This window comes from Sphingobium estronivorans, assembly GCF_008692605.1.
In the GTDB taxonomy this organism is placed as follows: Bacteria; Pseudomonadota; Alphaproteobacteria; order Sphingomonadales; family Sphingomonadaceae; genus Sphingobium; species Sphingobium estronivorans.
The window spans coordinates 34,075-61,011 of the sequence record NZ_LFCT01000019.1 but is presented as its reverse complement, the minus strand read 5'-3'; the positions used below and the strand labels follow the sequence as shown (position 1 = coordinate 61,011).

Below are 26,937 nucleotides of genomic sequence, written 5' to 3'. Positions count from 1 at the left end.
CAGGAAAGGTTATGAATCAGGATTTCCGTGGACTCGCGCGCCGTTGGTCGAAGGGGATGTCAGCCAGCTCGGTTTCGCCCTTCTAATTTCGGCGATGCCTCTCAAGAAACGCTAACAGAATAGCCGTCATTACGAGAACAGCGGCCACCGCAAAGGCCAGATGCATTCCCGTGGCGACAGCTTCCTGACCGGCCGTGCCGACATCCCAAGTGGAGGTGCCGAATGCAAACACCGCCCCCATCGCCGAAGCGCCTGTAACCAGTCCCAGATTGCGCGACAGGCCGATCATGGCCGAGACAATACCGCGTTCCGCGGCGTTGGCACTTGCCATGATCGCGCTGTTATTGGCTGCCTGAAACAACGCATAGCCTGCCGTCATCGCCATGATTGCGGCCACATAACCCCCCACACCCCAGGAAACCGGAAGGCCGATCAGGGCGCAGCATCCTGCCAACAGCGCAGACTGACCGATATAGGCCACACGATCAGGGCCGAGGCGGTCGACCAATTGCCCGGCGGGAAAGCCCGTGAGGGCTGCAACCAATGGCCCCGCCGACAGGACCAGTCCCGACATGACGGCCCCCAGACCGAGCGCACCGTTCAGATAGAAGGGGCCGACGATCAGCGTCGTCATCATGACCGTCGATACCAACGCACTTGCGGCAAGGCCGGAGCGAATGGCCGGGGTGCGAAACAATCCCAATCGGATCAAAGGCGACGCGGCTTTGGCTTCGACAACAAGGAACAGGACGCCTCCCACCATCGCGGCCATCATCAGGCCGATATTATAAAAGCCAAACTCCCCATGGCCGATCGTCATGGCCAGGGCATAGGCCGTCAGCGTAAAGATCATCAGCGCCATGCCCGCCGTGTCGAAGCCTTTGACGCCGCCTTCGGCCACAGCGCCTTCCGCTGCTGGCAGGGCGCGGTATAAAAGCAGGAAGGTCAGCAATCCGACAGGAACATTGACGAGGAAGATCATGCCGGTGCCGCCCCATGCGATCAGCATGCCGCCCAGGGCCGGACCCAGCGTCGTTCCAGCGGCGGACATGGTGCCCAGCAATCCCATCGCTCGCCCCGTGCGCGACGTTGGGACCACATCGCCGACAAAGGCCATCGTCAGCGCCATCATGATTGCCGCGCCCATGCCCTGCACCAGTCGAGCGACGATCAGCATGCCGAATGCCGGAGCCAGCGCACAGAATATCGATGCCGCGCTGAAAATTCCGATGCCTGTGAGCATCAGCCTGCGCCGCCCGATCATATCGCCGATACGTCCCGCACCCACGACCATGGCGGTCACCGTCAGAAGATAGCTCAGGACGATCCACTGAGCGGACCGGAACGATAGGCTGAATTCCTGCGAAAGAATGGGCAGCGCCATATTGGTGGTGCTTGTGGCAAGGGAAGGCATCAGCATGGCCAGCGAAAGTCCGGCCAGCGGCCATAGCGTTGAACCGCTCTGAACGTCAGCGTCGCATGCGCGATTTGACCTGACCCGTTTCACGACCTGCGGCATCTCTCAATATCCTTGCAACCAATGACCATGGGCTGCACGATGCCACTTCAAGTCGGCTTGAGGTCAAGTATGAAACTGCTCGATATTGCCGAGGTGGCAAAGCAATCCGGCCTGCCTGCCTCCACATTGCGATATTATGAGGAAAAGGGGCTGATCGAGTCACTGGGACGGCGCGGACTCCGTCGCACCTTTGAACCTGACATATTAGGACGGCTGGCGCTGATTGCGCTTGGACGCATGGCTGGTTTCTCGCTGGATGAAATCGCCGCGATGTTCGGCAGCGATCAGCCCGCGCAACTGGATCGCGAGCTGCTCAGCGCGAAGGCGGAAGAACTGGACAGGATGATCGGGCAACTCACGGCTCTCAGAAACGGCCTTCGCCATGCCGCCATCTGTCCCGCGCCCAGTCATATGGAATGCCCATCCTTCCGACGATTACTGAAAATCGCGGCAGCGCGCAGCAATAGACCCCGGTCCAAAGGGCGATCCAGATCATGATCAGAAACTGGCAAGGATAGCGCCTCCGCTCAAATTCCCGATCCAACCTTGCTGATAAGCCGATCAGTTTCGCCGCTCCTGCGCGAAAAATCGCTGCTGAACGCCCTGGAAGGGTCGATGACAGATTTGTAACGGAACATGAACGGTGCTTGCCGCTTTCCCTTCCATGTTGAGATAGGATGTGGGAGCGGATGATGAGCACAGTGGCGCAGGTGATCGTGGAAACATTGGCGTCAGCGGGCGCTCGGCGCTGCTATGGGGTACCGGGCGATACGCTCAACCATGTGACCGACGCCATCCGCGAAAGCGATATTCGCTGGGTCCATGTCCGCCACGAGGAAGCGGGCGGGTTCGCGGCAGGCGCCGATGCGCTGTTGACCGGGGACTTGGCCCTTTGCGCTGGATCTTGTGGGCCGGGCAGTCTGCACTTCGTTAATGGCCTGTTTGAATCTCATCGCAATCGCGCACCTGTCGTGTTGATTGCCAGCCAGATCATCCGTGATGAAATGGGCTTCGACTTTCCGCAGGAGGTCGACTTCCGGTCGATCTTTCAGACCTGCAGCGTGTTCTGCGAGGAAATCACCACGCCCGCCCAGGCCCGGCGCAAGACGGCTATGGCCGCCCAGGCTGCGCTGGCGAAGAAGGGCGTCGCCGTTCTGATCGTGCCGGCCGATATTTCGAGCGCAAAAGCGCCGGACGAACCGGCCTTCGCGGTCCATCCGGCCAAGCCGGTGATCCGCCCCGCCGAGACGGAACTGGATCGCATCGCTGCCGAACTGGCCAAGGGGAAGAAGATCGCCATCTATGGCGGATCGGGCTGTGAAACGGCGCATCAGCAGATCGTCGCCCTTGCCAACGCCTTGCAGTCCCCGGTCGCGCATACCTCCCGCGCCAAGGATTTTCTGGAGCACGACAATCCCTTTAACGTGGGAATGACCGGCATTTTCGGCAGCGAAGCCGGCTATCACGCGCTCATGACCTGCGACACGCTGCTGCTGCTGGGCTGCGACTTTGCGTGGCGGCAATATTATCCGGAAAAGGCGACCATCATCCAGGTGGATATCGACGGTACCCATCTGGGGCGGCGCCATCCCGTGACTATGGGTTTCGTGGGCGACATCGCGACCACCATCGACGCACTGCTACCCCGCATCGCGCCGCGCAGCGAGCGTGACTTTCTCGACGAATGCCTGACGCATCGCGCCCGCGCCATGGAAGATGAGGCCAAGCATGCGACGATCGGCAAGGGCGGCGCGATCCATCCCCAATATCTCACCGAAGTGATTTCGCGAGCCGCGCCAGCAAATAGCATCTACACCGCCGACGCCGGATCGCCGATGGTCTGGTGCCTGCGCCATGTCGCTGCCACGGGACAAAACCGCACCGTGATCAGCCTCAGCCATGGCACCATGGCTAACGCCATGCCGCAAGCACTGGGGGCGAAGGCAGCATTCCCCGACCGGATGGTGATATCGCTGTCGGGGGATGGAGGCATTGCCATGCTGCTCGGCGATCTGCTGACGGCGGTTCAGGAAAATCTGCCAATCAAGGTGGCCGTATTCAACAATGGCGCGCTCGACTTCGTGGAAATCGAACAGAAGGTCGAAGGGCTGATGGAGGCCTATACCGAACTGGTCAATCCCGACTTTGCCCGCGTGGCCGAGGCGATGGGACTGTGGGGACGGCGGGTGGAACAGGCCGAGCAACTGGAGGACGCCGTGCGCGACTGGCTCGCCGCGCCGGGACCGGCCCTGCTGGACGTAGTGACCGATCGCTATGAACTCGTGATGCCGCCAAAAGTGGAGGCGGGCCAAGTGGCGGGCATGGCGCTCTATTCCGCCAAGGCCGTGCTGAATGGACGCGGGCGTGATGTGATGGGATTGATCCGGAATTTGCTGTCGTGACGGAAAGATCCGTCCTGACCGCGGCGCTGACCCGCGACAATGCCGTGTCGCGAAACCTTCTGCTCCTGATCGGCCTGGTGGGGACCGTCGGCGCGCTGGCCATCGGATGGCGGTATCATTGGCTGCTGTGGACCTTGTTGCTGTTCACGCCAGTGCTGGCGCTGGCGCTGATCGACCTTGTCCAGCCCCATCATTCCCTCCGCCGCAACTATCCTGCCTCCGCTCGTTTCCGCTGGTTCTTCGAATGGCTCCGCCCCTTTGCGCGAGCCTATATCGTCGAAAGCGATCTGGACGGACGTCCCTACAGCCATGATGAACGAGCCCTGGTCTATGCCCGCGCGAAAGGGGAGGTCGACGCCCATCCCTTTGGTACGGAATTGGACGTCTATTCCGACGAGTATGAATGGCTGGCCCATAGCATCGCTCCATCCCGCGATGCGCCCAGGGAAACGCGCGTCCATGTCGGCACCGATCAGTGTAGCCAACCCTATCAGGCCGCCCGCCTCAACATTTCGGCGATGAGCTTCGGCGCGCTGGGCGCGAACGCAATCGAGGCCCTGAATCTGGGCGCGAAGATCGGCAATTTCTATCACGATACCGGCGAAGGCGGATTGTCACCCTATCATCTCAAACATGGCGGCGACATCGTCTGGGAAATCGGATCTGGCTATTTTGGCTGCCGGGATCGGCAAGGCCATTTCGATCCCGGACATTTTGCCGATCGCGCCGCCCATGATGCGGTCAAGATGACCGAGATCAAGCTCAGCCAGGGCGCCAAGCCCGGTCATGGCGGACTGCTGCCGGGCGCCAAGGTGACGCCTGAAATCGCCGCCACCCGGGACGTGCCAGTGGGCGAGGACTGCCTGTCGCCGCCCGGACACAGCGCTTTTTCCACGCCGATCCAGCTGGTCGAATTCGCCGGCCGGATGCGCGAACTGTCAGGCGGCAAGCCGGTCGGCATCAAATTGTGCGTGGGCTATCCCCATGAATTGTTCGCGGTGATCAAGGCAATGATGGAGACCGGTATCCTGATCGACTTCATCGTGATCGACGGTGCGGAAGGCGGCACCGGCGCCGCACCGACGGAATTGTCCGACCGGGTGGGTATGCCGCTCCGCGAAGGGCTCATGCTCGCGCGGAACGCGCTGGTGGGAACGAACCTCAAGGGCAAGGTCAGGCTGGCTGCATCGGGCAAGGTCAGTTCGGGCGCCGGGATCGCGATGAATGCTGCGCTTGGCGCGGACTGGTGCAACGCGGCGCGGGCATTCATGTTCTCGCTGGGCTGCGTGCAGTCGATGCGTTGCCATACCGATACCTGTCCGACGGGGGTTGCGACCCAGTCGGCAGCACGCCAGCGGGGCCTTGTCATACCGGAGAAAGCGGAGCGGGTTGCCCGCTTTCAACGATCGACATTGTCGGCTCTGCACGACATCGTCGTCGCCTGCGGCCTCCATTCCCCGGACGAGTTCACGCCGGACGGTCTGCGCCAGCGGATCAGCGCGGTGGAGATGCGGTCGATGGACGAACTCTATCCGTTCGTCGAACCGGGCGAACTGCTGGATGGCGTCCGAGATGCGCGACTGGCTCGCTGGTGGACTCAGGCCGACCCCACATCCTTCAGACGACGCGCGCCATGATCGGCATGGCGGTAACAGACGGTTGACGGATTCAGTCGGCAGCCGTCACGGCGCGCATGAAACGCACGCTGTCTTCCAGCACCGGGGCACGGGATCGGAACGGCCGGGCAAAGGCCGTAACCATTCCGACATGTCCTATCCCGGGATAGCGCCTGATCCGGACTGTCACGCCAGCTGCCTGCAACCGGGTGGCCAGCGCCTCGCTATTGCGCGCGCGGACGGTTTCGTCATCCCCGCCGACCAGCAGCAGGCTCGGCGGATCGCCTGCGCCCGCCCATGTGACCGGCTGGGTTTCAGCCGGATTTGGCCACTGCCCGAAGGCAGCTTTGCTGGCGGGCACATCGAAAGGTACGAAATCATAGGGGCCGGCAATGCCGACAAATCCCTTGATCGCCCTTCGCGCCGGACCGAGCCAGCGTCTGTCCATGGCGAGCATTGCCGCGATATAGGCGCCCGCCGAATGGCCGCTCAGCACCATCCTGTCGGGCGTGCCGCCATAGGCCTGGCCGTGTGCGATCACCCATCGCACGGCATCGGCGCCATCGGTCACGAAATCGGGATAGAGATTTTCGGGACCGATCCGATAATCTGGGATGACGACAAGAAAGCCTTGCGCCGCCAACGCCCGCCCGACGAAGCTATAGCCTGCCCGCGTACCGCTCGCCCAGGAACCGCCGTAGAAGAAAAGAATGATCGGCAGTTGCGCGCCTGCCTTCCGGACGCGCGGCGCATAAATGTCCAGCATCCTGCGCTGTCCATCGCCATAGGCGATGCCGCTCGCTATCCTTATACCGCCGCTATCCTTGGGAACAAGCAGATCGAAGCCCTGCAACGGCGCCCAGGCAAGACCAATCATGCCCGTCAGCACGCCGATCCCCGTCGCCGTCCATAATAGCCGCCTGCTCATAGACCTCCTGTCGCGATATGCGGCGCCTTATACCAAGGCGCTAAGATGCTAACGCATCACGCCTTGGACATGCTCACGCGCCGCACGAGCCAATACCGATTTGCCTCGGTACAACGAAGGAAAGGCGGTCCTCAACATCGCGATGCTGGGCGGATGCGCCAGCCTTCCACTGCTGTCGGACTGCACGAGCGGACGGTCGGGACTTAGTGACCGGCATGGGTCGACCTCCCTCCGCGCGGTTCAGATTCTGCTTGGCCATACGAAGATCGAAAGCACGGTCAGGCCGAACAGGAGCCACGGCGTCCAGCCGCAACAGACAACAGCTCGATCACCCTCTCGGTAACGCGAAGGCCATGATGTAGTCGCCCACGTCCGGCGAATGTGCGGCGCCGCCCACCGAGATCACGACATATTGACGACCATTGATCGGGGATATGTAGCTCATCGGCGTGGCGCTGGCGCCCACCGGAAGGGCGTATCGCCACAGCTCCTTGCCCGTCCCGGCGTCCAGCGCGCGCAGATAATAGTCCTGCGTGCCCGCGAAGAACACCAGGCCGCCCGCCGTCGTCGAGGTTCCGGCGTAGCTCGGCATCCCCGGCGTCAATGGCAGGCCGAGCCGGATCCCGAGTGGGCCCAGCATCTTGGCGGTGCCGGCCGGGATCTGCCATGCCACTTTGCGCGTATCCAGATCGATGGCCGTAATGGTGCCGAAGGGTGGCTGCGAACAGGGCACGCCGAGCGCGGACGCCCAGGTGGCACTCTCGACCCCGTAAGGCGTTCCAGCCATCGGGCCTAATCCGTGGCCGTCAGGCGTGGGCGCGCGCGTCTTGATGAGCTTCTCATATTCCGATCGCGTCATGAGCCTCCGCGTGCTCGGCAGGCGGATGTCGTTGACGAACAGGCGGTGATGGGCCGGATCGTACGACGCACTCCCCCAGTTGAGGCCGCCCAATGCGCCGGGATTGGCCATGCTCCAGTCCAGACCGGGCGGCGTGAAATCGCCATCATAGCGCAACCGCCTGAAGCTGATCCGGCAGGTCAGCTGGTCGAACATCGTCATCCCCCATGACGACGCCTCGGTGAAGCGCGGCGCCGCGATCACCGGCATGCCTGTCGAATAGGGCTGTGTCGGCGATACGCGGTTTTCCGGGATGGACCCGCGCGTGGGGACCGGCCGCTCCTCGACGCGAGAAATAGGAGTCCCCGTGCGGCGGTCCAGGGCGAATATCTGACCGCGCTTGGTGAGGATAATCACGGCAGGCACGATGGCGCCGGCATCATTCTTCATGTCGAGCAACGCCGGTTGCGACGGCAGATCATAGTCCCACAAGTCGTTGCGCGTTGTCTGAAAGGACCATCTCGGAACGCCCGTGCCGGCATCCAGCGCCACGAGCGCGTCGTTGTATTTGAGGGATTCCTTCGGTCGGGCGGCGTTGTAATAGTCGGTGCCGGCATTGCCCATGGGAGCGTAGATCAGCCCAAGCGCGGGATCGTAGGCGGCATGGGTCCACATGTTGGGCGTTCCCAGCGTATAGCTGCCGCCATCGGCGGGTCCTTTGCGCACTGCCGGGTTGCCGGGATCCCAAGCCCAGACGAGAGCGCCCGTGCGAACATCGAACGCCCGCAGGCCGCCTGCCGGCTCCCCGAGCATCTGGTTATCCGAAACCCAGCCGCCGACCACGATCTTGTCGCCTGCGATCAGCGGTGCCGAGTTCTGGTAATAGTAGCCGGGGCCCTCCGCCCCCATGCCGTCACGCAAATTGACGACACCGCCGGAGCCGAAGCCGGGGCATAGCGCGCCCGTCTCCGCATCGAGCGCGAAGAGCCGACCGTCGACGGTGTTGCCGATGATGCGCGACGCGCAGACCTGCCCCTTCGTCGCCTGCTCGTCGCGGAAGAAGCCAAGCCCGCGGCAGCGCGCCCATGCAACGGCCTTGGCCTTCGCCTCGAACACCCACCGGCGCTTGCCGGTCGTCGCGTCTATGGCGTGCACCGCATTCTCCGGCGTGCAGGCATATAAACTATTGCCGATCTGGAGCGGCGTGTTCTGATCGACCTCGTTGCCGTCGCTGATGTTGCGGCCGGTCCGGTAGGTCCAGACCGGCTGCAAATTCTTCACATTGTCGCGATTGATCTGGTCGAACGGCGAAAACCGCGTGCCGAAGGTGTCACGGCTGAAGCCGGTCCAGTCGACCGGCGCGTTCCCGGCGCCGGCGGTCCGGTAGCTCTCGGCGCCGTCGTGGGACACGTAGGGCGTGGCGACGAACCCGCGTCCGATGAAGACGACCAGCCCGAGGATCAGGACGAGCCCGGACGCCAGAAACACGCGATCCCTGCCGGGTCGCACGGACGAAAACAGAAAGAGGCTGACGCAGAAAACCGCCCAGGGAACGATCAGCCTGGGAAAGAGCCCCCAATAGGCGGTGCCGACTTCGTAGAATGCCCAGACGACAGTGGCCAGGAAGACGATCGCGGCGACATAGGCGACCCGGACGTCGCCTCGCCACGCGAGGAACGCCGAGCCGAGGTACGTCATGCCGACGAGCAGGTAGTAGATCGAACCGCCAAGGAGCGCGAGCTTTGCACCCAAGACCAGGAGGAACAGCGCCATCACCGAAAGGATCGCGGCGGCAGTTTTCCTCAAGATGTTCATCTGCCTGCCCTTCTCACCCAATCCCCGTCACGACGACAGCCAAGAAGGACGGATAGGCCTCCGGGCATGAATAAGCAATCCGCGCGCTGCGACGCGGGACGTGGATGTGACGGCGCGCCATACGTAACGACAGGATCACATGCCTTTTCCGACAATGATGGGTCAATGGAGGCTATGGCCTAGGGCTGGAACCGAACAGTCCGCTATGGTCGTCATACTCCTGCCCTGAGCGGCAGTGCAGTACGATACACCACGGGCCGCAAAGCAAAACTGGTGGTGACTTGGGAGACGCCGGTGATCTTGGTCAGCTTGTGGCGCAAGAAATCCTCGAACTCTCCCAATGAACCGACCAGGACGCGCAATTGATAGTCGGCCTCGCCGCTCATCAGATAGCATTCCATGACTTCAGGAAACTCGGTGACGGTGGATTCGAACAGGGACAGGTGACTGTCATCCTGCCGATCGAGCCGGATACGGACGAAGGCCGAAACGGCAAGGCCGACTTCATCGGGTTTGACCAGCGCGACATAGCCCGAAATGATGCCATTTTCCTCCAGCAGACGCACTCGCCGCAGGCAGGGGCTGGGGGAAAGGCCGACCTCTTCGGACAATGCCTGATTGGTCATCCGGCCATCCATTTGCAGCCGGTCCAGGATTTTGATGTCGATATCGTCCAACGGCACTCTTGGCATAATCTGCTTTCATTATGGGATATAATATGGTAAGCTAGGGTGGCTTTCGGGCCAGCTCGGCGCGCACCATCAGCCGTCGCTTCGCGAAACACCGAACGCGCCGCATATCCATGCCACCGGCCAAATCCTTTGGGTAAACTTCATATTGAGTTCTTCGCGAAGTGGGCAGCCTTCTTTAGAAAGCCGCCGAACCGGACCGTCCGCACCTGGAATAAAAAATTCGCCACTGAGTGACCGACAAGGGTCGCTTATTCCTGAAATCGGATGACAGGCTCAATATCTGAGCATAGCGATGATCGCACGCCGAACCTGTCGTCGTCGCTCCGCAGGTTCTTCAATTCTGGGATAAACTTCTTGCCGTATTCGTCGCGCCAGCACACGCAGCGCCGCACGGTTAGGTTTTTCTTTCGCACCAATGTTGGCGAGCAGTGCAGGGTAGGTCGGGGTGGAAATTGCCATCCTTGATCCCCCGGGCGTGCAGGATCTGCACGATCTGCCAGGAGACGCCATACATCACGCCGACATAAAGGGGCCGATGCCGACGGCTTTCCAGCAATCCATCCAGTTCTCCAACTCCCCCACCGGCTTCGCCTGCCGCGCCGCGACATCCGCTTCATAGGCGACGATCTCACCACGGCCGACCTTGCCTGCAGCGAGTAGGCGGCACAGTTGCGCGGGTCGCATCGCATCGAAGGCGAGGACAGGATCGTCGCTGAGGCAATGGAATTCGCCCGACGTGGCCCAGCGCGGGAAGTGCGCGTTGCAGAAATCGATCATCTTGTGCGTGCCGCGCGGCGGCATCATCGTGAATACAAACCGGTCATGATCAGGCACATAACCCGGTGTCGACAGGTTGGCGGCCGCAAGACAGGCGTCGATCGAAAGATCGCGATCCTGTGTCGACTGGTCGAGGAAGGAGGATTTGCCCGATGTCCCGCTCGACGCGAAGGACATGATGGCCGGCCGTCTTGGCGCGATCCAGCCAGTCGTCAATATCGCGCACGTCGGCGACGTCGATATTGTCGGTTGGATAGCTGCTTAATGTCCCGAGCCACATGTTCATATGGCTCCACTGAGCATTGTCGACAAAGGCTTCGGGATAGCTTTTGCAACTGGTGTGGGCGAAAAGCAGCGGAACAAGATCGGCAAAGCTGTCGATCGTCGTAATGCCCGCCTCACGCGCCCGCTTGTCGAGTACCCTGATCTTCTGACGCCGCTCCGCGAAGCGCTCGCGCGCGGCCTCCAACTGCAATTCAGCCAGATTGTCCGGCGCTTTCCGGAACGGATCGGGCGATCGTGCAAAGGCGATCAGTTCATCAACCGCGCGCATGGCAAACTCCTCTCAGACATTGCCGGGAGTATAAGCAAGGGCAGGAATTCCGCCGCTCCAATTGCTTTCACGGGGAGGACATACTATTTTCAATGCGACCTTCGGACAGCGCCGAAGGACCACGGCCTCTGTCTGCCGTTGGTGCCGACCGGCAGCGCGTCTATGCAGACATCATGAAATCCTTCGATGATTATTCTGTATCGGCGCAAAAGCTCTTATCCTATTTCCCGCCAATCTTTCATCAATCCACGATCACTCTCCATGAAGATCGGGCATGACCGAGATCGTCAACTTCACTGGCGTTCAGTCCGGTATTCTCTGAAGCTTCAATTCGTAAATACGACGCGCGCCACCGACTATGCCATTCTGCTGTCGGAGTTGGCGGCATGAACGGCGACAGCTATCACCTCAAACAGTCCGTCCGCCGCCGACTAACCCGCCGTTGACAGTCGCGGAGGCCGTGATCAGGGATCGCTTCGTGGGGAAACAACCCTGCTATCCCTATCGCCCTTATCTCGAAAGCCTTCCGCATTGAGGTAAATTTTCTGCATCGTCCATGATCGCTGCGATTCAGCCTATTGCCTTGAAAAGATTGGCCATAAATGCGTCCACAACGGGAGGCTTGGGTGCACGCACCCGCGTCGCGACGATCAAGGGCCGCGTCCATGGTTCCACATCAACATCGATCCTGACGATCCTTCCAGCCTTTAGATCACGGGCCAGCAGCATTTCGGGTAGGATCGTCAGGTGCGTGCCTCCGTCGAGCACCGCCAGCGTAAAAATGACGGAGGTCGTCTCAATTTCAGGCTGCGGTCGAACCATTCCGCCGGCATGAAAACTAGCGTCGATTGCCTGCTCCACTGCACCGATATTGGCACCGGCCAGCCAGCGCTCATTCTTCAGATCATGGAGCGTCATACAGCCCCTGTTCGCCAGTGGATGCCCTGCGCCAGCGAAGACACCATAGCGGATGTCCCCCAGAACCTCCTCACGGATAAGCGGGTCGTGGCGGTCGACCTGACGGACCGCTACGATCACGTCCAATTTGCCAAGCAAAAGATCATTGACCATCGTTTCGTAGACGCCAGCCAACACGGTCAGGCGCACATCAGCCCGCTCGACCACCAACATCTTCACCGCACTGGCGACGACATCCGCCGCGGCGCTGGGCCCCACGCCAACTCTTAACCGGCCATGCCGCCCGCCCAGCATGTCGGTCAGGTCGGCGCGAAAACGATCACTTTCCGCAGCAATGGCACGGGCATGGGGCAGGAAAAGTTCCGCATAGCGGGTCGGACGCACGCGACGCCCGTCCCGTTCGAACAGGCGTACACCCAGCTGCGCTTCAAGACGCAGGATGCTCTTGCTGATCGCCTGCTGGCTCAACCCCAGCCATTCCGCAGCGGAAGCGAAAGTGCCCATGTCATATGCGGCCAGAAAATGCCGTACCTGCCGTGATTCCATAAACCTCCAATACACCACCTATGGTTGTTCAAAAAGATCATTTGTTGTTCGCTTCGTAACCCGCCCTGCGCAATGATCGGGGTACAGAGAGAGTGAGGGCATATGCAGATCATTACGGAAAAACAGCCGATCGTCGCCGATCAGGCAGGTGTGTGGGAAGGCGAATATGTCCATCTCGACGCCGACCACAACATCATCGACCGCCACAAGTCGCGCCTTGTCTGCCGCCTGACCGACGGTCCCGACGGCGTTGCGAAGCTGAGCCAGACCAACATCTACACCTGGGCCGACGGCACGCAGGAAATCCGCTATTTCGACGGCATCTTTCAGGGCGACCGCATCTGGATCAAGAATGAACTGATCGACGGCTTCGTCGGCGCGCTCAACTATGACGAAACCAATCGGACCATCATGGTCGGCTGGACGCGGACCTACGAACCCGACTTCCGCTATTATGAAATGATCACCGTCGCGGAAGACGGCGATGCCAAGAACCGGACCTGGCACTGGTATCGCAAGGGCCGCCTGTTCCAGCGCACCGTGATCAACGAAAACCGGGTCTCGCGCGATTGGCAGGCCTATGACGATCCAAGCTACTACAGCTACCGTCCGCGGGCGGCGCTATGAACCAAGCGGCGCTTTCACGCAGGGCGCTGTTGGGTGCGGCGGGAGGCATTGGCCTCTCCGCCGCTCTCGGCGTTTCAGGCCAGGCCGCTGCCGCCCCCACCGCGCCCAAGGCCGACGTCAGCGTCAGCCCTGACGGCCGCTATCCCGTCGCTCCGTTGGCCAAGGAAAGCTGGACGCTGGGCGTGGCGCAGGCGCGCTCCATCCCCGTCGACCTTGCCCGTGTCGAGGCGAGCCGGCGCGAGAACCTCAACCATATGTTGGGCCTGATCGACGCCGCCTTCGCCTTTGGCGGCGGACCCGACCTGCTGTTCTTCCACGAATTTCCGATCACCGGCTTCGGCGCGGGCTGGACGCGGCAAGACGTGCTGAAGGTCGCGATCGAAATCCCCGGCGTGGAGACGGAGGCGATTGCGAAAAAGGCCCGCCAATACGGCACCTATGTCGTATTCGGCTCCTATGCGCGCGATCCCGACTGGCCGGGCCACGCGCTGTCCATCACCACCGTCATCGGTCCCGATGGCCGCATCCTCTCGCGCGGGTGGAAGGCCCGCAACATCAAGGGCGCGTTCGGCGGCGAGATAGAGCTGTTCACGACGACCATCTACGACGTGCTCGACCGTTTCGTCGAAATGTACGGGCGCGACGCGATCCTGCCGGTCATCCAGACGCCGATCGGCAATATCGCGACCAGTTCGGTCCAGCGCGAACCGGAACTGTTTCGCGCCCTCGCGATCAAGGGCGCCGAAGTCATCCTGCGCACGGCGACCGGCGGTTTCGTGCCCGCCGACATTGCCGCCACCTCTCTCTACAACAGCGTCTATACCGCCGTTTCGAACAATGCGATCTCGCCCGGATCGCCCTTCTTCGAGGATACGAACGCCGGCGGCTCCGCCATTTACGGACCTGACGGCGAAGCCATGGCGATTGCCAAATCGCCCAATGAAACGCTGGTGACGGCGCGCATCCCCATCGGCGCCTTCCGCGCGCGGCACCGCCAGCCGACGATCCATCCGCAACTCTATATGGATGTGTTCAACGGCTACACGCCGCGCTTCCCGCCGAACCTGTTCGATAACTATCTGCCCAGCGACGTGAAGGACGCCGGGCGCTATCTGCGTGACAAAGGTGTCTGGAAATGAATGGCGTAACCCGCAGTGTCACCGGCACGATCCTCTATACCAGCACCAAGCCGGAACGCATGGGCCAGGGCCGTGGGCGTGAGCATTTCCGCATGGATTTCCACGCCGACGGCTGCCGCACCATCGCCGCACATGGGCAGATCGACGACGCCCCTTCGGTCGTGCGCGACGTCAACCTGCGCATCGGCAGCGACGGGCTGCCAAAGGAAAGCTTCGTGCGCATCGCCGTGGGCGGTGAGTTTCGCGGGTCGGGCTGGTTCCGCTTCGCGAACAATTTCGCCGAGTGCGAGGCGATGACCACGGTCGAGGGCCGCGTGTCCCAGCGCATGGAACTGGATGCGCCGCTTGTCGCCTTCGGCAACCATGCGATGGTGAATGACGGCTTCCTGCTCAGCCTCTACGACCTGTCGCAAGGGCCGGGCGTGCAGGTGTTCCGCAACATCCTGCTCTCCTCTCCCGACCATCGCGGCGCGACCGGGCCGATGCTGTTCCCGATCGACCTTGCCATCGAATTTGTCGGACGGGAAACGGTGAAGGTCGCGGCGGGCCGCTTTGACGCGCTGCATTTCCGCTTCACCGACATTCCCGGCCTGCTGCTGGAACACCCGCCTTACGACCTGTGGTGCACCGACGATGGCGACTATGTGCTGCTGAAGGCGGCGGTAGGCGGCTATATGCAGACCGCCTATGAACTGACCGCCTATGACCGGACGGAGACGGCCGCATGATCGTCGCCTGGCTGCTCGCCGCCCATATCGCGGTACTGGGCTACTGGCTCGGTTCCGAATTCGTGATCAACAGCACCTATCGCTATGTCTCCTACGGCGACCGCATGCCGTTCGAGGAACGGTCGCGGCTGATGGAGCATGTGATGCATGTCGACCAGCATGTCCGCTATGCCCTTGTGTTGCAGGCCAGCCTTGGCCCCGCCATCGCCGCGCTCTACGGCTATATTCCCGGTGGAGAGGCTACGGCGATCGGCTTCGGCATTTTCGGTGCGCTCTGGTTCACCTTTGTCGAACTGGTCCATCGCCTGCGCCACAGCCGTATCGGCAAGACGCTGGGCGCCATCGATCGTGGCTCGCGCTATCTGTTGATGGCGGTCTTGCTGGGCGTTGCCACCGGACTGATCGGCGGGGCATGGGACATGCCCCAATGGCTGCGTTGGAAACTGGCGCTGTTCGCCTGCGTCATGATGTGCGGCGTCGGCATCCGCCTTGCGCTCATCGCGCATTTCCGCACCTGGGCGATCATGACGCGCGAAGGGCCGACCAATGAGACCAATGCGATCATCAAGCGGACCTATGTACGGGCGACGTCGGTGCTTTTGCTGCTGTGGGTATTCATCGGCGCGATCACCATCGTTAGCGTATGGAAGCCGGCGTGACCGATCGCGCTCTGATTGACATGCTGACGGCGCGCCTTGGCGCCGATGCCGTCCGCACCGACGACGAGGCCGTGACGCTGGCGGCGAACGACGTCCATGTGACGGCCGATCGCCCCGCCGCCATGGTCGCGCCGCGCGATGCGGCCGACGTCGCCGCCATCGTCGCGGCGGCCACGACACAGGGCCATGCCGTCGTCCCGCGGGGCGGCGGCCTCAGCTATACCGGCGGCTATGCACCGCCCTCCGCCCGGACGATCACGGTCGACATGCGCGGCATGAACCGCATCCTCGACATAGCTGAGCAGGATATGACGATCACCGTCCAGGCGGGCGTGACATGGAAGCAGATCAACGACGCGCTGAAACCGCGCGGGCTGCGCCTGCCCTACATCGGCACATTCTCCGGGGCCGGTGCGACGGTCGGCGGCGGGCTTGGCCATGGCGCGCTGTTCTTCGGTTCGGCGCGCTATGGGTCGGCAGCAGAAAATGTCCTGGGGATGGAAATCGTCCTGGCCGACGGCACCATCTTGCGCACCGGCCAGGGCGCCCTTGCCCAGCCCAGCAAGCCGATATTGCGCAGCTTCGGTCCCGACCTCACCGGCCTCTTCACCCATGATGGCGGCATGTTCGGCATCAAGACCGAAGCGACCTTCCGCCTGATCCGCAGCCCTGCGGAACAGGGCTATGCCAGCTTCGCCTTCGCCTGCATCAAGCAGGCCGCCGATGCGCTGTGCGAGATCGCACGCGCCGATCTGGCGGAGGAAGTGTATATTCTGGATCCCAGCGCGGCTGGCGCGGTCCATGCCGACGCGACGACCATGGCAAAAACCGCCATGTCGGTCGCCCGTGAAGCCGGTGGCGCGCTCAAGGCAATCAAGGCGCTGGCATCCCTCGCCAAGGGCGGCACGGACTTCATTCCCGAAGGCCATTTTTCCCTTCACCTGACGGCCGCCGGACGCTGCGCCGCAGCGGTGGAAGCGGACCTCGACGCGGCGCAGCGCATCGCTGTGCAAAGCGGCGGGATCGTCGTCGCGCCCACCATCCCCCGTGTCGCGCGGGCGGAAATCTTCGCCAATCTGAATGGCGTGCTTGGCCCACGGGGCGGACGCTGGGCGGCGCTGAATGCCAAGGTCGCACATTCCGACGCCCATCTCCTGATCGACGCGTTCGACGCCATGATCGCACCCCATGCCGAAGAGATGGCGGCTTGCGGCGTGACCCATACCCGCCTCGTCTCCGCGCTCGCCAACCATTGTTTCAGCTTCGAACCCGTCTTCCACTGGCAGGACAGCTGGCAACCTTTGCATCGAATGGCGCCCGAATGCGACCATCTCACGCGCTTCACCGAACCGGCACCCAATCCGGCAGGCCGTGCGCTCGTCGACCGACTCCGCCAGCAGACCGTGGAGTTGTTCCGCAGTCTTGGCGCGGCTTCCAACCAGATCGGACGCACCTATCCTTTCCGACCGGCCCTTTCGCCCGCGCCGGAACAGTTGCTTCTCACCATAAAACGGGCGCTCGATCCTCGGGGACTTATGAATCCCGGCGTATTGGGTTTCACCTGACTCTGTCCCAAGGAAATGACCATCATGAAGTTTATCGATTCCGCCGCGCTCGCGCTTTCCAGCCTGACGCTGACCGCCTGCGGCGGACAAAAGGCCGCTCAGCCGGCCAATCCTGTCGCCCAGTGCAAAACCTGTCACAGCTTCAAGAAGGGCGCACCGGGCCTGTCCGCGCCCAACCTGAACGGCATCATCGGCAAGGCGGCGGCAAGCCAGCCCGATTTCAAATATTCCAATGCCATGAAGAACAGCGGAATTGTCTGGACAACTGAAAAGCTCGACGCTTACATTGCCGGGCCGGCTGCCCTCGTTCCGGGCACCCGCATGAATTTCGCCGGGGTGCAGGATGCCGCGAAGAGAAAGGCGATCATCGACTATCTACAGAACGAAGACAGCAAATAAGCGTCACGGCATCATTGTCCAGATTCAAAGGGAATAATGGGATGAACAAAAGCCTTTTGCTTGGTTTCAGTGCGCTCGCCATTCTCGCCGCGACACCTGCCTTTGCAAGGGCGCTTGATCCGGACAAGCCCGAAGACGCCGTCGAAATCATGAAACGCGCGCAATGCGGCGCGAAGGACGGTACACCGGCGATCTACCAATGGTCGGGCAAGATCTTCTCGCGGGTCGAGGGCGAATCGGACCGCCTGCTCTTCACCGGCGAGGGCATGAACATCCGCCAGTGCGTGACCGTCACGGACCCGAAGCGGGGCAAGGGATATCGCCAGGTCAGCCGTGAGATCATGCTGTTCACCGATCCCAAATCAGGCGAAGTGATCCGCAACTGGACCAATCCGTGGACTGGAGAGACGGTAGAGGTGATGCAGGTCGCCAATGATCCGGTGAACGTGCCCACCGCCTTCCCCTATGCCGCCGACGGCAAACCCTTCCACCTCGGCTATAAACGCATGGGTCCGTGGCTGGCCATGCCGCTGGAAGTGCCGCTCTTCTATCATAATGTCCTTGCGGGCAATTATCAGGATTATGTTGGCGGCAAATATCATGCGATGGAGATTTTCGACTTCATCGCCCCCGCGAACGAAATTCTCGACACGAAGAAGCCGACCGCCCATCCTTCGATATCCTGGGTGCGTATTTCCGACTGGATGCCGTGGATGAAGATGCGCGGACGGCAGGGACACCTGGTCTTCAACGCCGTCGGAACGAAGCTGGACAATTTCGATGCCTTGCCGAAACAGTTGAAGGACGAAATCGCCGCAAACTATCCCATCTATGCCAAGGCGCCGCCCACGGACGACGCGCGGCCCAATGAAACCACATGGACCGCCTTCAAGAAATGGGTGGACGAACGCCACCGGCGCCAGCCGCCGACGGCCCATCCGGGAAGTTAAGGGCACATCGGAATGGGAGGGGCATAGCGCTTATGGTTCGGCAGCATTTGTAGCCAAAATCATATAATAGCGACCGCCGCAAATCCTCTCAGGTTCCTTCGGGCGCGCCTTGCCAAAAAGGGCGACGCCTCAGCCATTATTGGCGCCAAATCAAAATATGAAATCATAGCGCTTTTCCGCAACACTCCGCAAAAATCCGTATGGACGCCATCAAATATCCAGACAAATTTGAAAAATTTGTCTGGACAACTTTATGCATGACCGCAATGCTGCATTACAGATGTCGGCAAAGCGCCGCTCTACTGAGGGGGAGTATTTTCGGAAATGAAAAAATCAGCATTTTCGGCGCGCAAGATCGCGCTCATTATCTCTACCGCCATGCTCGCTTCGGCCGAGATGCCGGCCTCCGCACAAGATGCGGCCAACGATCCCGCGGCCAACGCCAGCACGGATTCACAGAACGCCATCGTCGTCACCGCGCGCAAACGGGCGGAAACGCTGCTTGAAGTGCCCATCGCGGTCAATGCGTTCAATAGCGCCCTGATCCAGGACAAGATGGCGCAGAATATCACGGATCTCGCCGCCTTCACGCCTGGTTTCCAGATTCAGCAATCTTTCGGCCGTGGCGGCGACCGTCCGGTCATGCGCGGCGCTTCCAACATCCTGTTCAGCGATGGCAAGGTCGGCATCTTCCTGGATGGCGCGCCCTATTTCGGTGACTTCTCATCGCTCGACCTCGCGAATATCGATCGAGTCGAAGTCATCAAGGGCCCACAATCCGCCGTATTCGGTCGTGGAACACTCAGCGGTGCGATCAACGTAGTTCTCAAACGGCCGGGTAAGGATTTCGAAGGCCGCGTCGTCGGCACGCTCGGCAATTTCGACCGCAGAGAACTGAGCGCCTCGTTGTCCGGCCCGATCATGGAAGGCATCGGCTTCCAGGCCGGCTTCAAGCTGTTCGATGTCGATGGCCAGTGGCACAATGATGCCGTTCCGGGCGAACGGCTGGGCGACCAGAGCAGCAGGCAGTATACCGCCGGCCTGTTCTTCAACCCGACGGAAAATATCAGCGCGTCCGTGCGTTGGCTGCACCAGACCGACGATGACGGCCATTTCGCGATCGGGCTCCAGCCGGCAAGCGCGAACAACTGCTTCCTGTCCACACGCCCCTATTATTGCGGCGTCGTGCCGACGATGAGGCATTTCGCCGCGAACACCAACCGCCTGCTGCGTCCCGGCCTATACCGCAATGCCGACCGCTTCATCGGCGACATTTCCTGGGACATTGCCGGTTCGGGCTATGAAGCATCGTTCCAGGCCGGCTACAGCGACCTGAAAGAAGTGACCGGCCTCGATCAGACCTATGATGTGCGCGGTTTCTACTTCCTGCCCCAGTCGCTGTGCGGCCGCTCCTATTATGCGCTACCCAATCAGGATTGCAGCAAATCGAGCTTCGAAACCACCACGGGAACGCACCGCAAGACGCAGACCTATGAATTCCGCCTGTCATCGCCGGCGACCGATCGTTTCCGCTGGCGCGTGGGCGCATTCCACAGCGTCGACAAGCAGCGCGACCTGCCGAAATATCTGGAGCTGAACGAAGTCGGCCCCGAACTCCTCAACGACACGAAGCGCGTGCGTAACCTCGCCTTCTTCGGCGGCGTCGACTTCGACGTCACCCCCACGGTGACGATCGGCGCGGAACTGCGTCACCAGATCGACAAGGTGCGCAGCGATACCCCGACCTACCGCGTCGGCGACGTGTTCAGCGCCGCCTATCTGGCAACGGTCGTCCTGCCCAATCCTAATCAGATCGTTGGCACGGCGGCGACCCGCAAGGCGACGTTCAAGGCCACATTGCCGCGCGTCACCATCAACTGGAAGCCTGAACGCGACCTGTCCTTCTACGCCCAGTTCTCGCAGGGCAATTCGCCGGGCGGCTTCAACAAGATCAGCGCGCCCGATCCGGTTTTCAAGGAAGAGAAGCTGACCAACTATGAAATCGGCATGAAGACGTCGAAGTTCGGATTCGATTATCTGAACATCTCCGCCTTCTGGCAGGATTATAAGAATCAGGTTCTGACAAACACCTATATCGCCAACAATGTCGTCGACTCCTACAGTGCCAATATTGGGCGTACCCGCATCCGTGGTGTGGAACTGGAAGGTCAGCTCCCGCTGGTCGGCCACATACTGAAGCTGCAATTCAACTACACCTTCCTCGACGCCGAAATCCGCAAGGGCGTGGAGGCGGAAAAGGCGCTCGAACTGCTCGGCCGTCCGTGCAAGACTGGCTCGACCGTGAACCTCGACCTGCCCGGCTGCCGCGACGCGGCATCCATCGCCGGCAACCGCCCGCCGCTCGTTTCCAAGCATAGCGGCACGGTTGGGCTGCGCTTCCAGCACCCCGTCGACGACAACTGGACGGTCTTCTCCGGCGCGGACGTCATCTATCGCAGCAGCTATTTCGACCAGGTGCTCAACCATGCGGAGAGCGGCGATTCGACGCAGCTCAACGTGCAGTTCGGCCTGCATGACAGCCATGGCCTGCGGATCAGCGTCTATGGCAAGAATGTGCTCGGCGACGAGACGCCTGTCGGCATCCTGCGCTATCTGGACTTCGCCGCGGCGCGCACGCCGACCGGCGACTATGCCCGCGCCTTCGCCATTACCCCGGCCCGCAAGCCGGAATATGGCCTGACGGTCAGCAAGTCCTTCTGAAGCATGACTAACCATTGAAAAATCCGGGGCAGGCGCGGCGCAAAACCGTCCTGCCCCCTTTTTCATTTTCCAGCCCGGAGCTTTTTCGATGCCAGCCTATATGATCGTCACGGCCACCATTTCCGACCGCGAGGCCTTTCTGGCCGGCTATGGCGCCAAGGCCGCGTCGCTGGTCGAAGCCTTTGGCGGAAAATATCTAATGCGCGCGCCGGGCGTCCAGTTGCTGGAAGGGAATTTCGGCGACGGCGGATCGGTCGTCATTTCCGAATGGGCCAGCCGGGAAGCGGCGCTCGCATTCTGGAACTCGCCCGAATATGGCGCGGCCCGGACGCTGCGGCAGGGCGTGGCCGAATGCCAGGTCCTGCTGATTGAAGCGCCGGCGATCGCCGGCTAATCCGATTATTGATAGAGGGAACGACCATGTCCAAATTCTATGCCATCATCACGCGCGACAAGCCCGGCGCCACCGCCATCCGCATGGAAAAGCTGAAAGAACATCTCGCCCATGTGGAGGCAGGTCTGGACCGGCTGGCCGTCGCCGGGCCGCTCCGCGACGAGCAGGGCAATTTCACCGGCTCGCTGCTGGTGGTGAAGGCCGAAAGCGAGGCCGAGGCCCGAGCGCTGCTGGAATCCGATCCCTATTACAAGGCGGATATCTGGTCCGACATCGAAATCCGCGCCTTCGGTGCGGCAGCCGGCGACTGGGTCGGCGGCAAGACCTGGTAAGGCGAGGGACAGATCATGGCGCGCGTCGCAAGGATAGAGGCCAATGGCGGGCCGGAAGTCATCGCCTTTCACGATGTCGACCTGCCCGCCCCCGGTGCAGGCGAAGTCCGCGTCCGGCATACGGCGCTGGGCCTGAACTTCATCGACACCTATCATCGGCGGGGCATCTATCCGGTGGCGCTGCCTGCCGAACTGGGCGTCGAGGGCGTCGGCATGGTCGAAGCGACCGGCGAAGGCGTCACTGATTTCCAGCCCGGCCAGCGCGTCGGCTATTTCGGCCCGGAACGCGGCGCCTACGCCACCCATCGCAATATCGCCGCTGCCTCGCTGTTCCACATCCCCGACGATATCGACGATGATAGCGCGGCAGCGGCGTTGCTGAAGGGCTGCACTGCCGAATTTCTGGTCGAACGCTGCGCCAGGGTAGAGGCGGGCTGGCCCGTCCTGGTCCATGCAGCCGCCGGTGGCGTCGGGCTGATCCTGGTCCAGTGGCTGAAGGCGATCGGCGCGACGGTGATCGGCACCGTCAGCACCGAGGAAAAGGCCGCGCAAGCCCGCGCCGCCGGGGCCGACCATATCATCTTCTACCAGAGCGAGGACACCGCCAGCCGCGTCCGCAAACTGACCGGCGGCAAGGGCGTACGCGTCGTTTTCGACGGCGTAGGCATGTCAACCTGGGAATCCTCGCTCGACAGCTGCGGCATTCGCGGCCTGATCGTGAACTATGGCAATGCCGACGCTCCGGTGGGCGGAGTCAATCTGGGCGTGCTGGCGATGAAGGGCTCGCTCTATAATTCGCGGCCCATGCTCTACCATTATTATGCCGATCCGGCGGAGCGGGCGGCGGGTATAGCCCGGCTCTGGGACATGCTGCGATCGGGCAAGGTGAAGATCACCATCGGCCAGCGCTACCGGCTGGAAGAGGTCGCTCAGGCTCATATCGATCTGGAAGGGCGCAAGACGACAGGTTCGACGCTCCTGCTTCCCTAGAGCGATTTTCAAGCAATCGAAATCGATTGCTACTTGAAATCACGGTAAAACAATAAACTAGGTCGATCTGATCCAATCAGATCAACCGCTCTAAAACACAAAAGGGGCCGGGCGCCTGTTCCAGGGCGCCCGGCCCATCGTCCATCCGTTCAGCGTCCGATTTCGATCAGCTCGATCAGTTCCCCGGCCAGACCGCGCACCGTGGCGGCACGCCGCCCGCTATAGAAAACCCCTTCCCGCCTCACCGGCGGCGCGATGAAGTCCGCATCCAGCGCATCGAGATCATCCACCGCCAGCGTGATCATCGCATTGCCGGGCGGCAGCATTTCGGGATCGCCCTGCCGCACGGTAGCCTGCGGCGGATAATCATCCACCTCGACAATGGGCAACCGCCCCTTCTGGACCATGGTGATCGTGGTGCGGTAATCGCTGCCCAGCCCGAAGACATTATTGATCATCGAATAGGCCAGCGTATAGCTGGAAGATATATCCAGCTTCAGCGTCTTTTCGAACCAGTCAAGGCTCGCCTCGCGATCCGGGGTCGCAAGGATCACGATGAAGATATGATCCACCGGCGATTGCGCCCTGGGCAGGTCGGAGGTCGGCGTGTTGTCCGCCACCTCGTTGAGATAGATCATCTCCCGCCCACGCCCCGTCACCTGCATGGGGACGAAATAGGGCAGGCCTTCCAGAGCCTTGGGCGGACCAACAATGTCGAAACCGCTGCCCTGTAGCCGGTCGGGCCAGCCGAACACATGCTGCACGGTCAGCTCATACGCGGCCCAGCCATAGGTGCGCGTGGGCGTGAAATCCGGGGGCAGCACGGCCTCCACCAACCGGATGAAGCAAGGCGCGCCGCTTGCGGGCTGAAGCATCGCAAAACGCGCACCGGCGCTTTTCGGGCATCCCCAGCTCACCGCGAGATCGCCATCCAGCAAGCCCTGCTCAACCACCGTCAGCCCCAGACAGCCATGATAGTCCGCCATCGCCGCATCGAGGTCAGGGGTAGAGATGACCCCGCCCACGATCCGGCCATGTTGCAGGCCCCCACTCACCGAAACACAGCCTTGCGCTTTTCGAGGAAGGCCGACACCCCCTCCTTGAAGTCCGCGCCGGTAAAGGCCGAAGCGAACAGCGCCTGCGTCCCGGCATCATCCTCTGCCTGACCGTCCAGAATGCTGCGGATGATCTTCTTGCTGTTGCGGACGCTGTGCGATGAGACAGTGGCGATGGTGCCCGCCAGCGCCGTTGCAGCGGCGACCGGATCTTCTTCCAGCATCTCGATCAGGCCGATGCGCTGCGCTTCCTCGGCGGGCAGCAGTTGCGCGGTGAAGAGGATGCGCTTGGCCTGTGCAGGCCCGACCAGATCCACCAGCAGCTTTGTATCGTGCAACGAATAGACGAGGCCGAGCTTGGCAGGCGTGATGCCGAAACGCGCTCGTGGCGACGCGACACGCAGGTCGCAGGCAATGGCAAGGCCGCAGCCACCGCCGACGCAATCGCCGTCGATCACGGCGATAACCGGCTTTTCCGCCCGCGCCAGCTCATATTGGGCGCGGCTGATCGCGTCCTGGTTCTTCGCCCGCCATTCGGGATCAAGCGCGCCCGCGCCAAATTCCGCGATGTCCGCACCCGCGCAGAAGATGCCCCCAACCGCCGAGCGGAGGAGCACGACCTTGATCGTGTCATCCGCCATCACCTCACCCAGCAAAATGGGGAACTGCTCCCACATCGTCTGGGCGAAGGCGTTGCGCTTTTCCGCCCGGTCGATCAGCAGATGCGCGACAGCGCCCTGTTTTTCGAGTCGAACGCTCATGCCGGATCGACCTTCGCCAGATGCTGGGCGATGGCATGGCGGGTGGTGATCCACACATCCTTCTTCGCGGTCACATGGCGGAAGAACTCCTCCAGCGCCCAGATGCGGCCCGGACGGCCGATGATGCGCAGATGCAGGCCCAGCGACATCATCTTGGGATTGCCCGCCTCCCCCTCGCGATACAACTGGTCGAAGCAGTTCTTCGCATATTCCAGCCACTGCGTCGGCGTCATCGCCGGATCGGTCCACATCTTCATATCGTTGGAATCGAGCTGATAGGGGACGATGGCGATGGGCTTGCCGGGCACGGTGTCCCGGTCCCAGAAAGGCACGTCGCCCGAATAATCGTCCATATGATAGGCGAAGCCCTCCTCGATCAGCAGGCGCCGCGTATTGTCGGTATGGAAATAGCGGCTGAGCCAGCCATAGGGACGGACGCCGACGGTCTTTTCGATGGAGGCGACCGCCTTCCGGATAAATTCGCGCTCCTGCTCCTCATTCATCTTGAACTGGTGCACCCAGCGCCAGCCATGGCTGACCGGCTCATGCCCGAGTTCTGCGATGGCCTGCGCGATTTCCGGATGATTTTCGAGGCTCAGGGCCGCGACCGTCCAGCTTGCCTTGATGCCATAGTCGCGCAGCAGCTTCACGATGCGCGGCGCGCCTGCCTTGATGCCGTAGCGATAGTTGGATTCATTGCCATAGTTGCGGATGGCCGACTTGATGTGGATCCCCAGTTCATCGACCGGCTCCATGCCGCGGTCGCCGCGCGCCACGGTCATTTCCGACCCTTCCTCGACATTCACGACCACCGACAGCGCCAGCTTCGCCTCATTCGGCCAGTCGATACGTTCTTCCATCATCAATGCATCTCCTCACCGCCCGAGACGTTCAGCGCCTCGCCGGTCACATAAACCGCGTCGTCGGAAGCCAGCCATGCACAGGCCCCGGCGGTATCGCTGCCCTTGCCGGGGCGACCCATCGGGTTCTTGCGGTGCATATTCTCGACATAGGCCTCGACACTGTCGAAGCCGAGCAGCTTCGAGAAATACTCATTCTGCCGCGCGCCAAGGCCCGTCGTGACATGATTGGGGCACACCGCGTTCACGGTGATGTCGTACTGGCCAAGCTCGATGGCGTTGGAGCGGGTCAGCCCGACCATGCCATGTTTCGAACTGGTATAGGGCGCCATGTGCGGGAAGCCCGACTTTGCGGCCTGGCTGGCGATGTTGATGATCCGGCCACCCTTGCCGCCCGCGATCATGGCCTTCGCCGCCGCCTTGGTGCCGTAGAAGGCGCCCGACAAGTTGACGCCGATCACCGCCTCCCACTCGCTGGCGGTCGTTTCCAGCAGCGGCTTCATGATATAGCCGATGCCCGCATTATTGACCCAGATGTCGAGCGATCCGAACGCCTCGACGGTCTTTGCCGCCAGTGCCGCGCAGCTGTCCTCCGACCGCACATCGCAGGGGATGACCGCGACCTTCGCGCCGCGCTGGCGCAGTTCCTCGGCCACCGCTTCCATCTCGTCAGTGGTGCCGATGTCGCTGGCGCCCATATGCTCGGCCGGCTTGCCGAGGTCGGAAACGACGCAGTTCGCGCCCTCATCCGCGAAGCGTTGCAGGATAGCCTGCCCCAGCCCCTTGTCACGGCCCGAGCCGGTGACGACGATGGTTTTCCCTTCGAAACGGCGCATCACAGCGTCTCGGTCAGGATGAACTGCGGATTGTCCGCGAACTGTTGGAACTGGGCGGCGACCTTCTGCACGGCCTCGCTCGACGCATCGACGCCGAAGGCCGCCATGTCGGTGATATCGATCACCTCGAAATAAGCGTAGGGCGACGGCGCATCGCTGCCCAGCACGCCGGTTGCCCGGTGCACCTGGAAATCCTCGACGGAGGAAAGCGCGTTGACGCCCGGAATGTCGACCGTCCGTGCCCAGTTTTCATAGGCGGTGGGATCGGCGTCCGGCTTCAGGTTGAACAGCACGATGATGCGCATGGGGCTCTCCTT

27 protein-coding genes are annotated in these 26,937 nt (G+C 61.9%); 14 read left to right on the top strand and 13 right to left on the bottom strand.

Features of this window, described 5'->3' with window-relative positions; translation table 11 throughout:
• Positions 1–82 precede the first annotated feature (82 nt).
• The gene (locus F7P65_RS14090) at positions 83–1,420 is read right to left on the bottom strand and encodes an MFS transporter (protein ID WP_205452074.1); all 1,338 of its coding nucleotides are present in this window, start codon (positions 1,418–1,420) and stop codon (positions 83–85) included.
• Between the two features lie 168 nt (positions 1,421–1,588).
• On the opposite strand from F7P65_RS14090, the gene F7P65_RS14085 reads away from it, so the two are divergent.
• The 3 genes from F7P65_RS14085 to F7P65_RS14075 all read left to right on the top strand — a co-directional run bounded on the left by F7P65_RS14085 (position 1,589) and on the right by F7P65_RS14075 (position 5,558).
• Entirely contained in the window at positions 1,589–2,017 is a 429-nt protein-coding gene (locus tag F7P65_RS14085) for a helix-turn-helix domain-containing protein (RefSeq protein ID WP_150292767.1), read from the top strand.
• 194 nt (positions 2,018–2,211) lie between these two features.
• Entirely contained in the window at positions 2,212–3,921 is a 1,710-nt protein-coding gene (locus F7P65_RS14080) for a thiamine pyrophosphate-dependent enzyme (RefSeq protein WP_150292879.1), read from the top strand.
• Complete coding sequence (locus F7P65_RS14075) at positions 3,918–5,558, top strand: FMN-binding glutamate synthase family protein (RefSeq protein WP_150292765.1); 1,641 nt, start codon at positions 3,918–3,920, stop codon at positions 5,556–5,558. The genes F7P65_RS14080 and F7P65_RS14075 overlap by 4 nt, the downstream gene beginning before the upstream one ends.
• A gap of 31 nt (positions 5,559–5,589) precedes the next feature.
• Here F7P65_RS14075 and F7P65_RS14070 read toward each other — a convergent pair whose 3' ends face one another.
• From F7P65_RS14070 to F7P65_RS14050, 7 genes are all read right to left on the bottom strand, one after another.
• Complete coding sequence (locus F7P65_RS14070) at positions 5,590–6,465, bottom strand: alpha/beta hydrolase (RefSeq protein WP_150292763.1); 876 nt, start codon at positions 6,463–6,465, stop codon at positions 5,590–5,592.
• Positions 6,466–6,793: 328 nt separating this feature from the next.
• On the bottom strand, positions 6,794–9,118 hold the full coding sequence (locus tag F7P65_RS14065) for a membrane-bound PQQ-dependent dehydrogenase, glucose/quinate/shikimate family (protein ID WP_150292761.1): 2,325 nt from the start codon (positions 9,116–9,118) through the stop codon (positions 6,794–6,796).
• A 212-nt stretch (positions 9,119–9,330) separates the two neighbouring features.
• Positions 9,331–9,801, bottom strand: coding sequence for an Lrp/AsnC family transcriptional regulator (locus F7P65_RS14060; RefSeq protein ID WP_240334310.1), 471 nt, complete (start codon positions 9,799–9,801; stop codon positions 9,331–9,333).
• Positions 9,802–10,083: 282 nt separating this feature from the next.
• Positions 10,084–10,269, bottom strand: a complete 186-nt coding sequence (locus F7P65_RS22060; RefSeq protein ID WP_162854625.1) for a hypothetical protein — start codon at positions 10,267–10,269, stop codon at positions 10,084–10,086.
• A gap of 54 nt (positions 10,270–10,323) precedes the next feature.
• Positions 10,324–10,614 (bottom strand): hypothetical protein, encoded by a 291-nt coding sequence (locus tag F7P65_RS22395; protein WP_240334302.1) that lies wholly within the window; start codon positions 10,612–10,614, stop codon positions 10,324–10,326.
• A gap of 22 nt (positions 10,615–10,636) precedes the next feature.
• Positions 10,637–11,140, bottom strand: coding sequence for a hypothetical protein (locus F7P65_RS22390; RefSeq protein WP_240334301.1), 504 nt, complete (start codon positions 11,138–11,140; stop codon positions 10,637–10,639).
• Between the two features lie 570 nt (positions 11,141–11,710).
• On the bottom strand, positions 11,711–12,604 hold the full coding sequence (locus tag F7P65_RS14050) for a LysR family transcriptional regulator (protein WP_150292757.1): 894 nt from the start codon (positions 12,602–12,604) through the stop codon (positions 11,711–11,713).
• Positions 12,605–12,706: 102 nt separating this feature from the next.
• Here F7P65_RS14050 and F7P65_RS14045 point away from each other — a divergent pair, with 102 nt between their 5' ends.
• The 11 genes from F7P65_RS14045 to F7P65_RS13995 all read left to right on the top strand — a co-directional run bounded on the left by F7P65_RS14045 (position 12,707) and on the right by F7P65_RS13995 (position 23,108).
• Positions 12,707–13,231, top strand: a complete 525-nt coding sequence (locus F7P65_RS14045; protein ID WP_150292755.1) for a DUF3598 domain-containing protein — start codon at positions 12,707–12,709, stop codon at positions 13,229–13,231.
• Positions 13,228–14,370: a nitrilase-related carbon-nitrogen hydrolase gene (locus F7P65_RS14040; RefSeq protein ID WP_150292753.1), complete on the top strand. Its 1,143-nt coding sequence runs from the start codon at positions 13,228–13,230 to the stop codon at positions 14,368–14,370. The genes F7P65_RS14045 and F7P65_RS14040 overlap by 4 nt, the downstream gene beginning before the upstream one ends.
• A complete protein-coding gene (locus F7P65_RS14035) occupies positions 14,367–15,098 on the top strand; it encodes a DUF3108 domain-containing protein (protein WP_150292751.1) in 732 nt (243 codons plus the stop codon). The genes F7P65_RS14040 and F7P65_RS14035 overlap by 4 nt, the downstream gene beginning before the upstream one ends.
• Complete coding sequence (locus tag F7P65_RS14030; RefSeq protein WP_150292749.1) at positions 15,095–15,757, top strand: hypothetical protein; 663 nt, start codon at positions 15,095–15,097, stop codon at positions 15,755–15,757. Before F7P65_RS14035 ends, F7P65_RS14030 begins: the two co-directional genes overlap by 4 nt.
• A complete protein-coding gene (locus F7P65_RS14025) occupies positions 15,754–17,322 on the top strand; it encodes an FAD-binding oxidoreductase (RefSeq protein WP_162854627.1) in 1,569 nt (522 codons plus the stop codon). Before F7P65_RS14030 ends, F7P65_RS14025 begins: the two co-directional genes overlap by 4 nt.
• Positions 17,323–17,346: 24 nt before the next feature.
• Positions 17,347–17,721 carry a c-type cytochrome gene (locus tag F7P65_RS14020; RefSeq protein WP_162854626.1) on the top strand — a complete coding sequence of 125 codons (375 nt, stop codon included), beginning with the start codon at positions 17,347–17,349 and terminating at the stop codon, positions 17,719–17,721.
• Positions 17,722–17,762: 41 nt separating this feature from the next.
• On the top strand, positions 17,763–18,671 hold the full coding sequence (locus F7P65_RS14015) for a DUF1838 family protein (RefSeq protein WP_150292743.1): 909 nt from the start codon (positions 17,763–17,765) through the stop codon (positions 18,669–18,671).
• Positions 18,672–18,995: 324 nt separating this feature from the next.
• A complete protein-coding gene (locus F7P65_RS14010; RefSeq protein ID WP_150292741.1) occupies positions 18,996–21,392 on the top strand; it encodes a TonB-dependent receptor in 2,397 nt (798 codons plus the stop codon).
• 88 nt (positions 21,393–21,480) lie between these two features.
• Positions 21,481–21,786: a DUF1330 domain-containing protein gene (locus tag F7P65_RS14005; protein WP_150292739.1), complete on the top strand. Its 306-nt coding sequence runs from the start codon at positions 21,481–21,483 to the stop codon at positions 21,784–21,786.
• A 26-nt stretch (positions 21,787–21,812) separates the two neighbouring features.
• Positions 21,813–22,118 (top strand): YciI family protein, encoded by a 306-nt coding sequence (locus F7P65_RS14000; protein ID WP_150292737.1) that lies wholly within the window; start codon positions 21,813–21,815, stop codon positions 22,116–22,118.
• A gap of 15 nt (positions 22,119–22,133) precedes the next feature.
• A complete protein-coding gene (locus tag F7P65_RS13995) occupies positions 22,134–23,108 on the top strand; it encodes a quinone oxidoreductase family protein (RefSeq protein ID WP_150292735.1) in 975 nt (324 codons plus the stop codon).
• A 149-nt stretch (positions 23,109–23,257) separates the two neighbouring features.
• On the opposite strand, the gene F7P65_RS13990 is transcribed toward F7P65_RS13995, so the two are convergent.
• Genes F7P65_RS13990 through F7P65_RS13970 form a run of 5 tightly spaced genes read right to left on the bottom strand, consistent with a single transcriptional unit; the run spans position 23,258 to position 26,925 of the window.
• On the bottom strand, positions 23,258–24,163 hold the full coding sequence (locus F7P65_RS13990) for a hypothetical protein (protein WP_150292733.1): 906 nt from the start codon (positions 24,161–24,163) through the stop codon (positions 23,258–23,260).
• Positions 24,160–24,924: an enoyl-CoA hydratase/isomerase family protein gene (locus F7P65_RS13985; RefSeq protein ID WP_150292731.1), complete on the bottom strand. Its 765-nt coding sequence runs from the start codon at positions 24,922–24,924 to the stop codon at positions 24,160–24,162. Before F7P65_RS13985 ends, F7P65_RS13990 begins: the two co-directional genes overlap by 4 nt.
• The gene (locus tag F7P65_RS13980; protein ID WP_150292728.1) at positions 24,921–25,787 is read right to left on the bottom strand and encodes a polysaccharide deacetylase family protein; all 867 of its coding nucleotides are present in this window, start codon (positions 25,785–25,787) and stop codon (positions 24,921–24,923) included. The genes F7P65_RS13985 and F7P65_RS13980 overlap by 4 nt, the downstream gene beginning before the upstream one ends.
• Positions 25,787–26,620 (bottom strand): SDR family NAD(P)-dependent oxidoreductase, encoded by an 834-nt coding sequence (locus F7P65_RS13975; RefSeq protein ID WP_150292726.1) that lies wholly within the window; start codon positions 26,618–26,620, stop codon positions 25,787–25,789. The genes F7P65_RS13980 and F7P65_RS13975 overlap by 1 nt, the downstream gene beginning before the upstream one ends.
• Entirely contained in the window at positions 26,620–26,925 is a 306-nt protein-coding gene (locus F7P65_RS13970) for an REDY-like protein HapK (RefSeq protein WP_150292724.1), read from the bottom strand. The genes F7P65_RS13975 and F7P65_RS13970 overlap by 1 nt, the downstream gene beginning before the upstream one ends.
• Positions 26,926–26,937: the final 12 nt, after the last annotated feature.

What these genes read in the sequence shown, in the direction of transcription:
- F7P65_RS13970 (WP_150292724.1), bottom strand. Translation starts at nt 26,925, where the DNA reads ATGCGCATCATCGTGCTGTTCAACCTGAAGCCGGACGCCGATCCCACC.
- F7P65_RS14080 (WP_150292879.1), top strand. Translation starts at nt 2,212, where the DNA reads ATGAGCACAGTGGCGCAGGTGATCGTGGAAACATTGGCGTCAGCGGGC.
- F7P65_RS13995 (WP_150292735.1), top strand. Translation starts at nt 22,134, where the DNA reads ATGGCGCGCGTCGCAAGGATAGAGGCCAATGGCGGGCCGGAAGTCATC.
- F7P65_RS13980 (WP_150292728.1), bottom strand. Translation starts at nt 25,787, where the DNA reads ATGATGGAAGAACGTATCGACTGGCCGAATGAGGCGAAGCTGGCGCTG.
- F7P65_RS14000 (WP_150292737.1), top strand. Translation starts at nt 21,813, where the DNA reads ATGTCCAAATTCTATGCCATCATCACGCGCGACAAGCCCGGCGCCACC.
- F7P65_RS13975 (WP_150292726.1), bottom strand. Translation starts at nt 26,620, where the DNA reads ATGCGCCGTTTCGAAGGGAAAACCATCGTCGTCACCGGCTCGGGCCGT.
- F7P65_RS22390 (WP_240334301.1), bottom strand. Translation starts at nt 11,140, where the DNA reads ATGCGCGCGGTTGATGAACTGATCGCCTTTGCACGATCGCCCGATCCG.
- F7P65_RS14030 (WP_150292749.1), top strand. Translation starts at nt 15,095, where the DNA reads ATGATCGTCGCCTGGCTGCTCGCCGCCCATATCGCGGTACTGGGCTAC.
- F7P65_RS14035 (WP_150292751.1), top strand. Translation starts at nt 14,367, where the DNA reads ATGAATGGCGTAACCCGCAGTGTCACCGGCACGATCCTCTATACCAGC.
- F7P65_RS13985 (WP_150292731.1), bottom strand. Translation starts at nt 24,924, where the DNA reads ATGAGCGTTCGACTCGAAAAACAGGGCGCTGTCGCGCATCTGCTGATC.
- F7P65_RS22060 (WP_162854625.1), bottom strand. Translation starts at nt 10,269, where the DNA reads ATGGCAATTTCCACCCCGACCTACCCTGCACTGCTCGCCAACATTGGT.
- F7P65_RS14020 (WP_162854626.1), top strand. Translation starts at nt 17,347, where the DNA reads ATGAAGTTTATCGATTCCGCCGCGCTCGCGCTTTCCAGCCTGACGCTG.
- F7P65_RS14005 (WP_150292739.1), top strand. Translation starts at nt 21,481, where the DNA reads ATGCCAGCCTATATGATCGTCACGGCCACCATTTCCGACCGCGAGGCC.
- F7P65_RS14040 (WP_150292753.1), top strand. Translation starts at nt 13,228, where the DNA reads ATGAACCAAGCGGCGCTTTCACGCAGGGCGCTGTTGGGTGCGGCGGGA.
- F7P65_RS14090 (WP_205452074.1), bottom strand. Translation starts at nt 1,420, where the DNA reads ATGCTGATGCCTTCCCTTGCCACAAGCACCACCAATATGGCGCTGCCC.
- F7P65_RS14015 (WP_150292743.1), top strand. Translation starts at nt 17,763, where the DNA reads ATGAACAAAAGCCTTTTGCTTGGTTTCAGTGCGCTCGCCATTCTCGCC.
- F7P65_RS14010 (WP_150292741.1), top strand. Translation starts at nt 18,996, where the DNA reads ATGAAAAAATCAGCATTTTCGGCGCGCAAGATCGCGCTCATTATCTCT.
- F7P65_RS22395 (WP_240334302.1), bottom strand. Translation starts at nt 10,614, where the DNA reads ATGATGCCGCCGCGCGGCACGCACAAGATGATCGATTTCTGCAACGCG.
- F7P65_RS14085 (WP_150292767.1), top strand. Translation starts at nt 1,589, where the DNA reads ATGAAACTGCTCGATATTGCCGAGGTGGCAAAGCAATCCGGCCTGCCT.
- F7P65_RS14045 (WP_150292755.1), top strand. Translation starts at nt 12,707, where the DNA reads ATGCAGATCATTACGGAAAAACAGCCGATCGTCGCCGATCAGGCAGGT.
- F7P65_RS14050 (WP_150292757.1), bottom strand. Translation starts at nt 12,604, where the DNA reads ATGGAATCACGGCAGGTACGGCATTTTCTGGCCGCATATGACATGGGC.
- F7P65_RS14070 (WP_150292763.1), bottom strand. Translation starts at nt 6,465, where the DNA reads ATGAGCAGGCGGCTATTATGGACGGCGACGGGGATCGGCGTGCTGACG.
- F7P65_RS14065 (WP_150292761.1), bottom strand. Translation starts at nt 9,118, where the DNA reads ATGAACATCTTGAGGAAAACTGCCGCCGCGATCCTTTCGGTGATGGCG.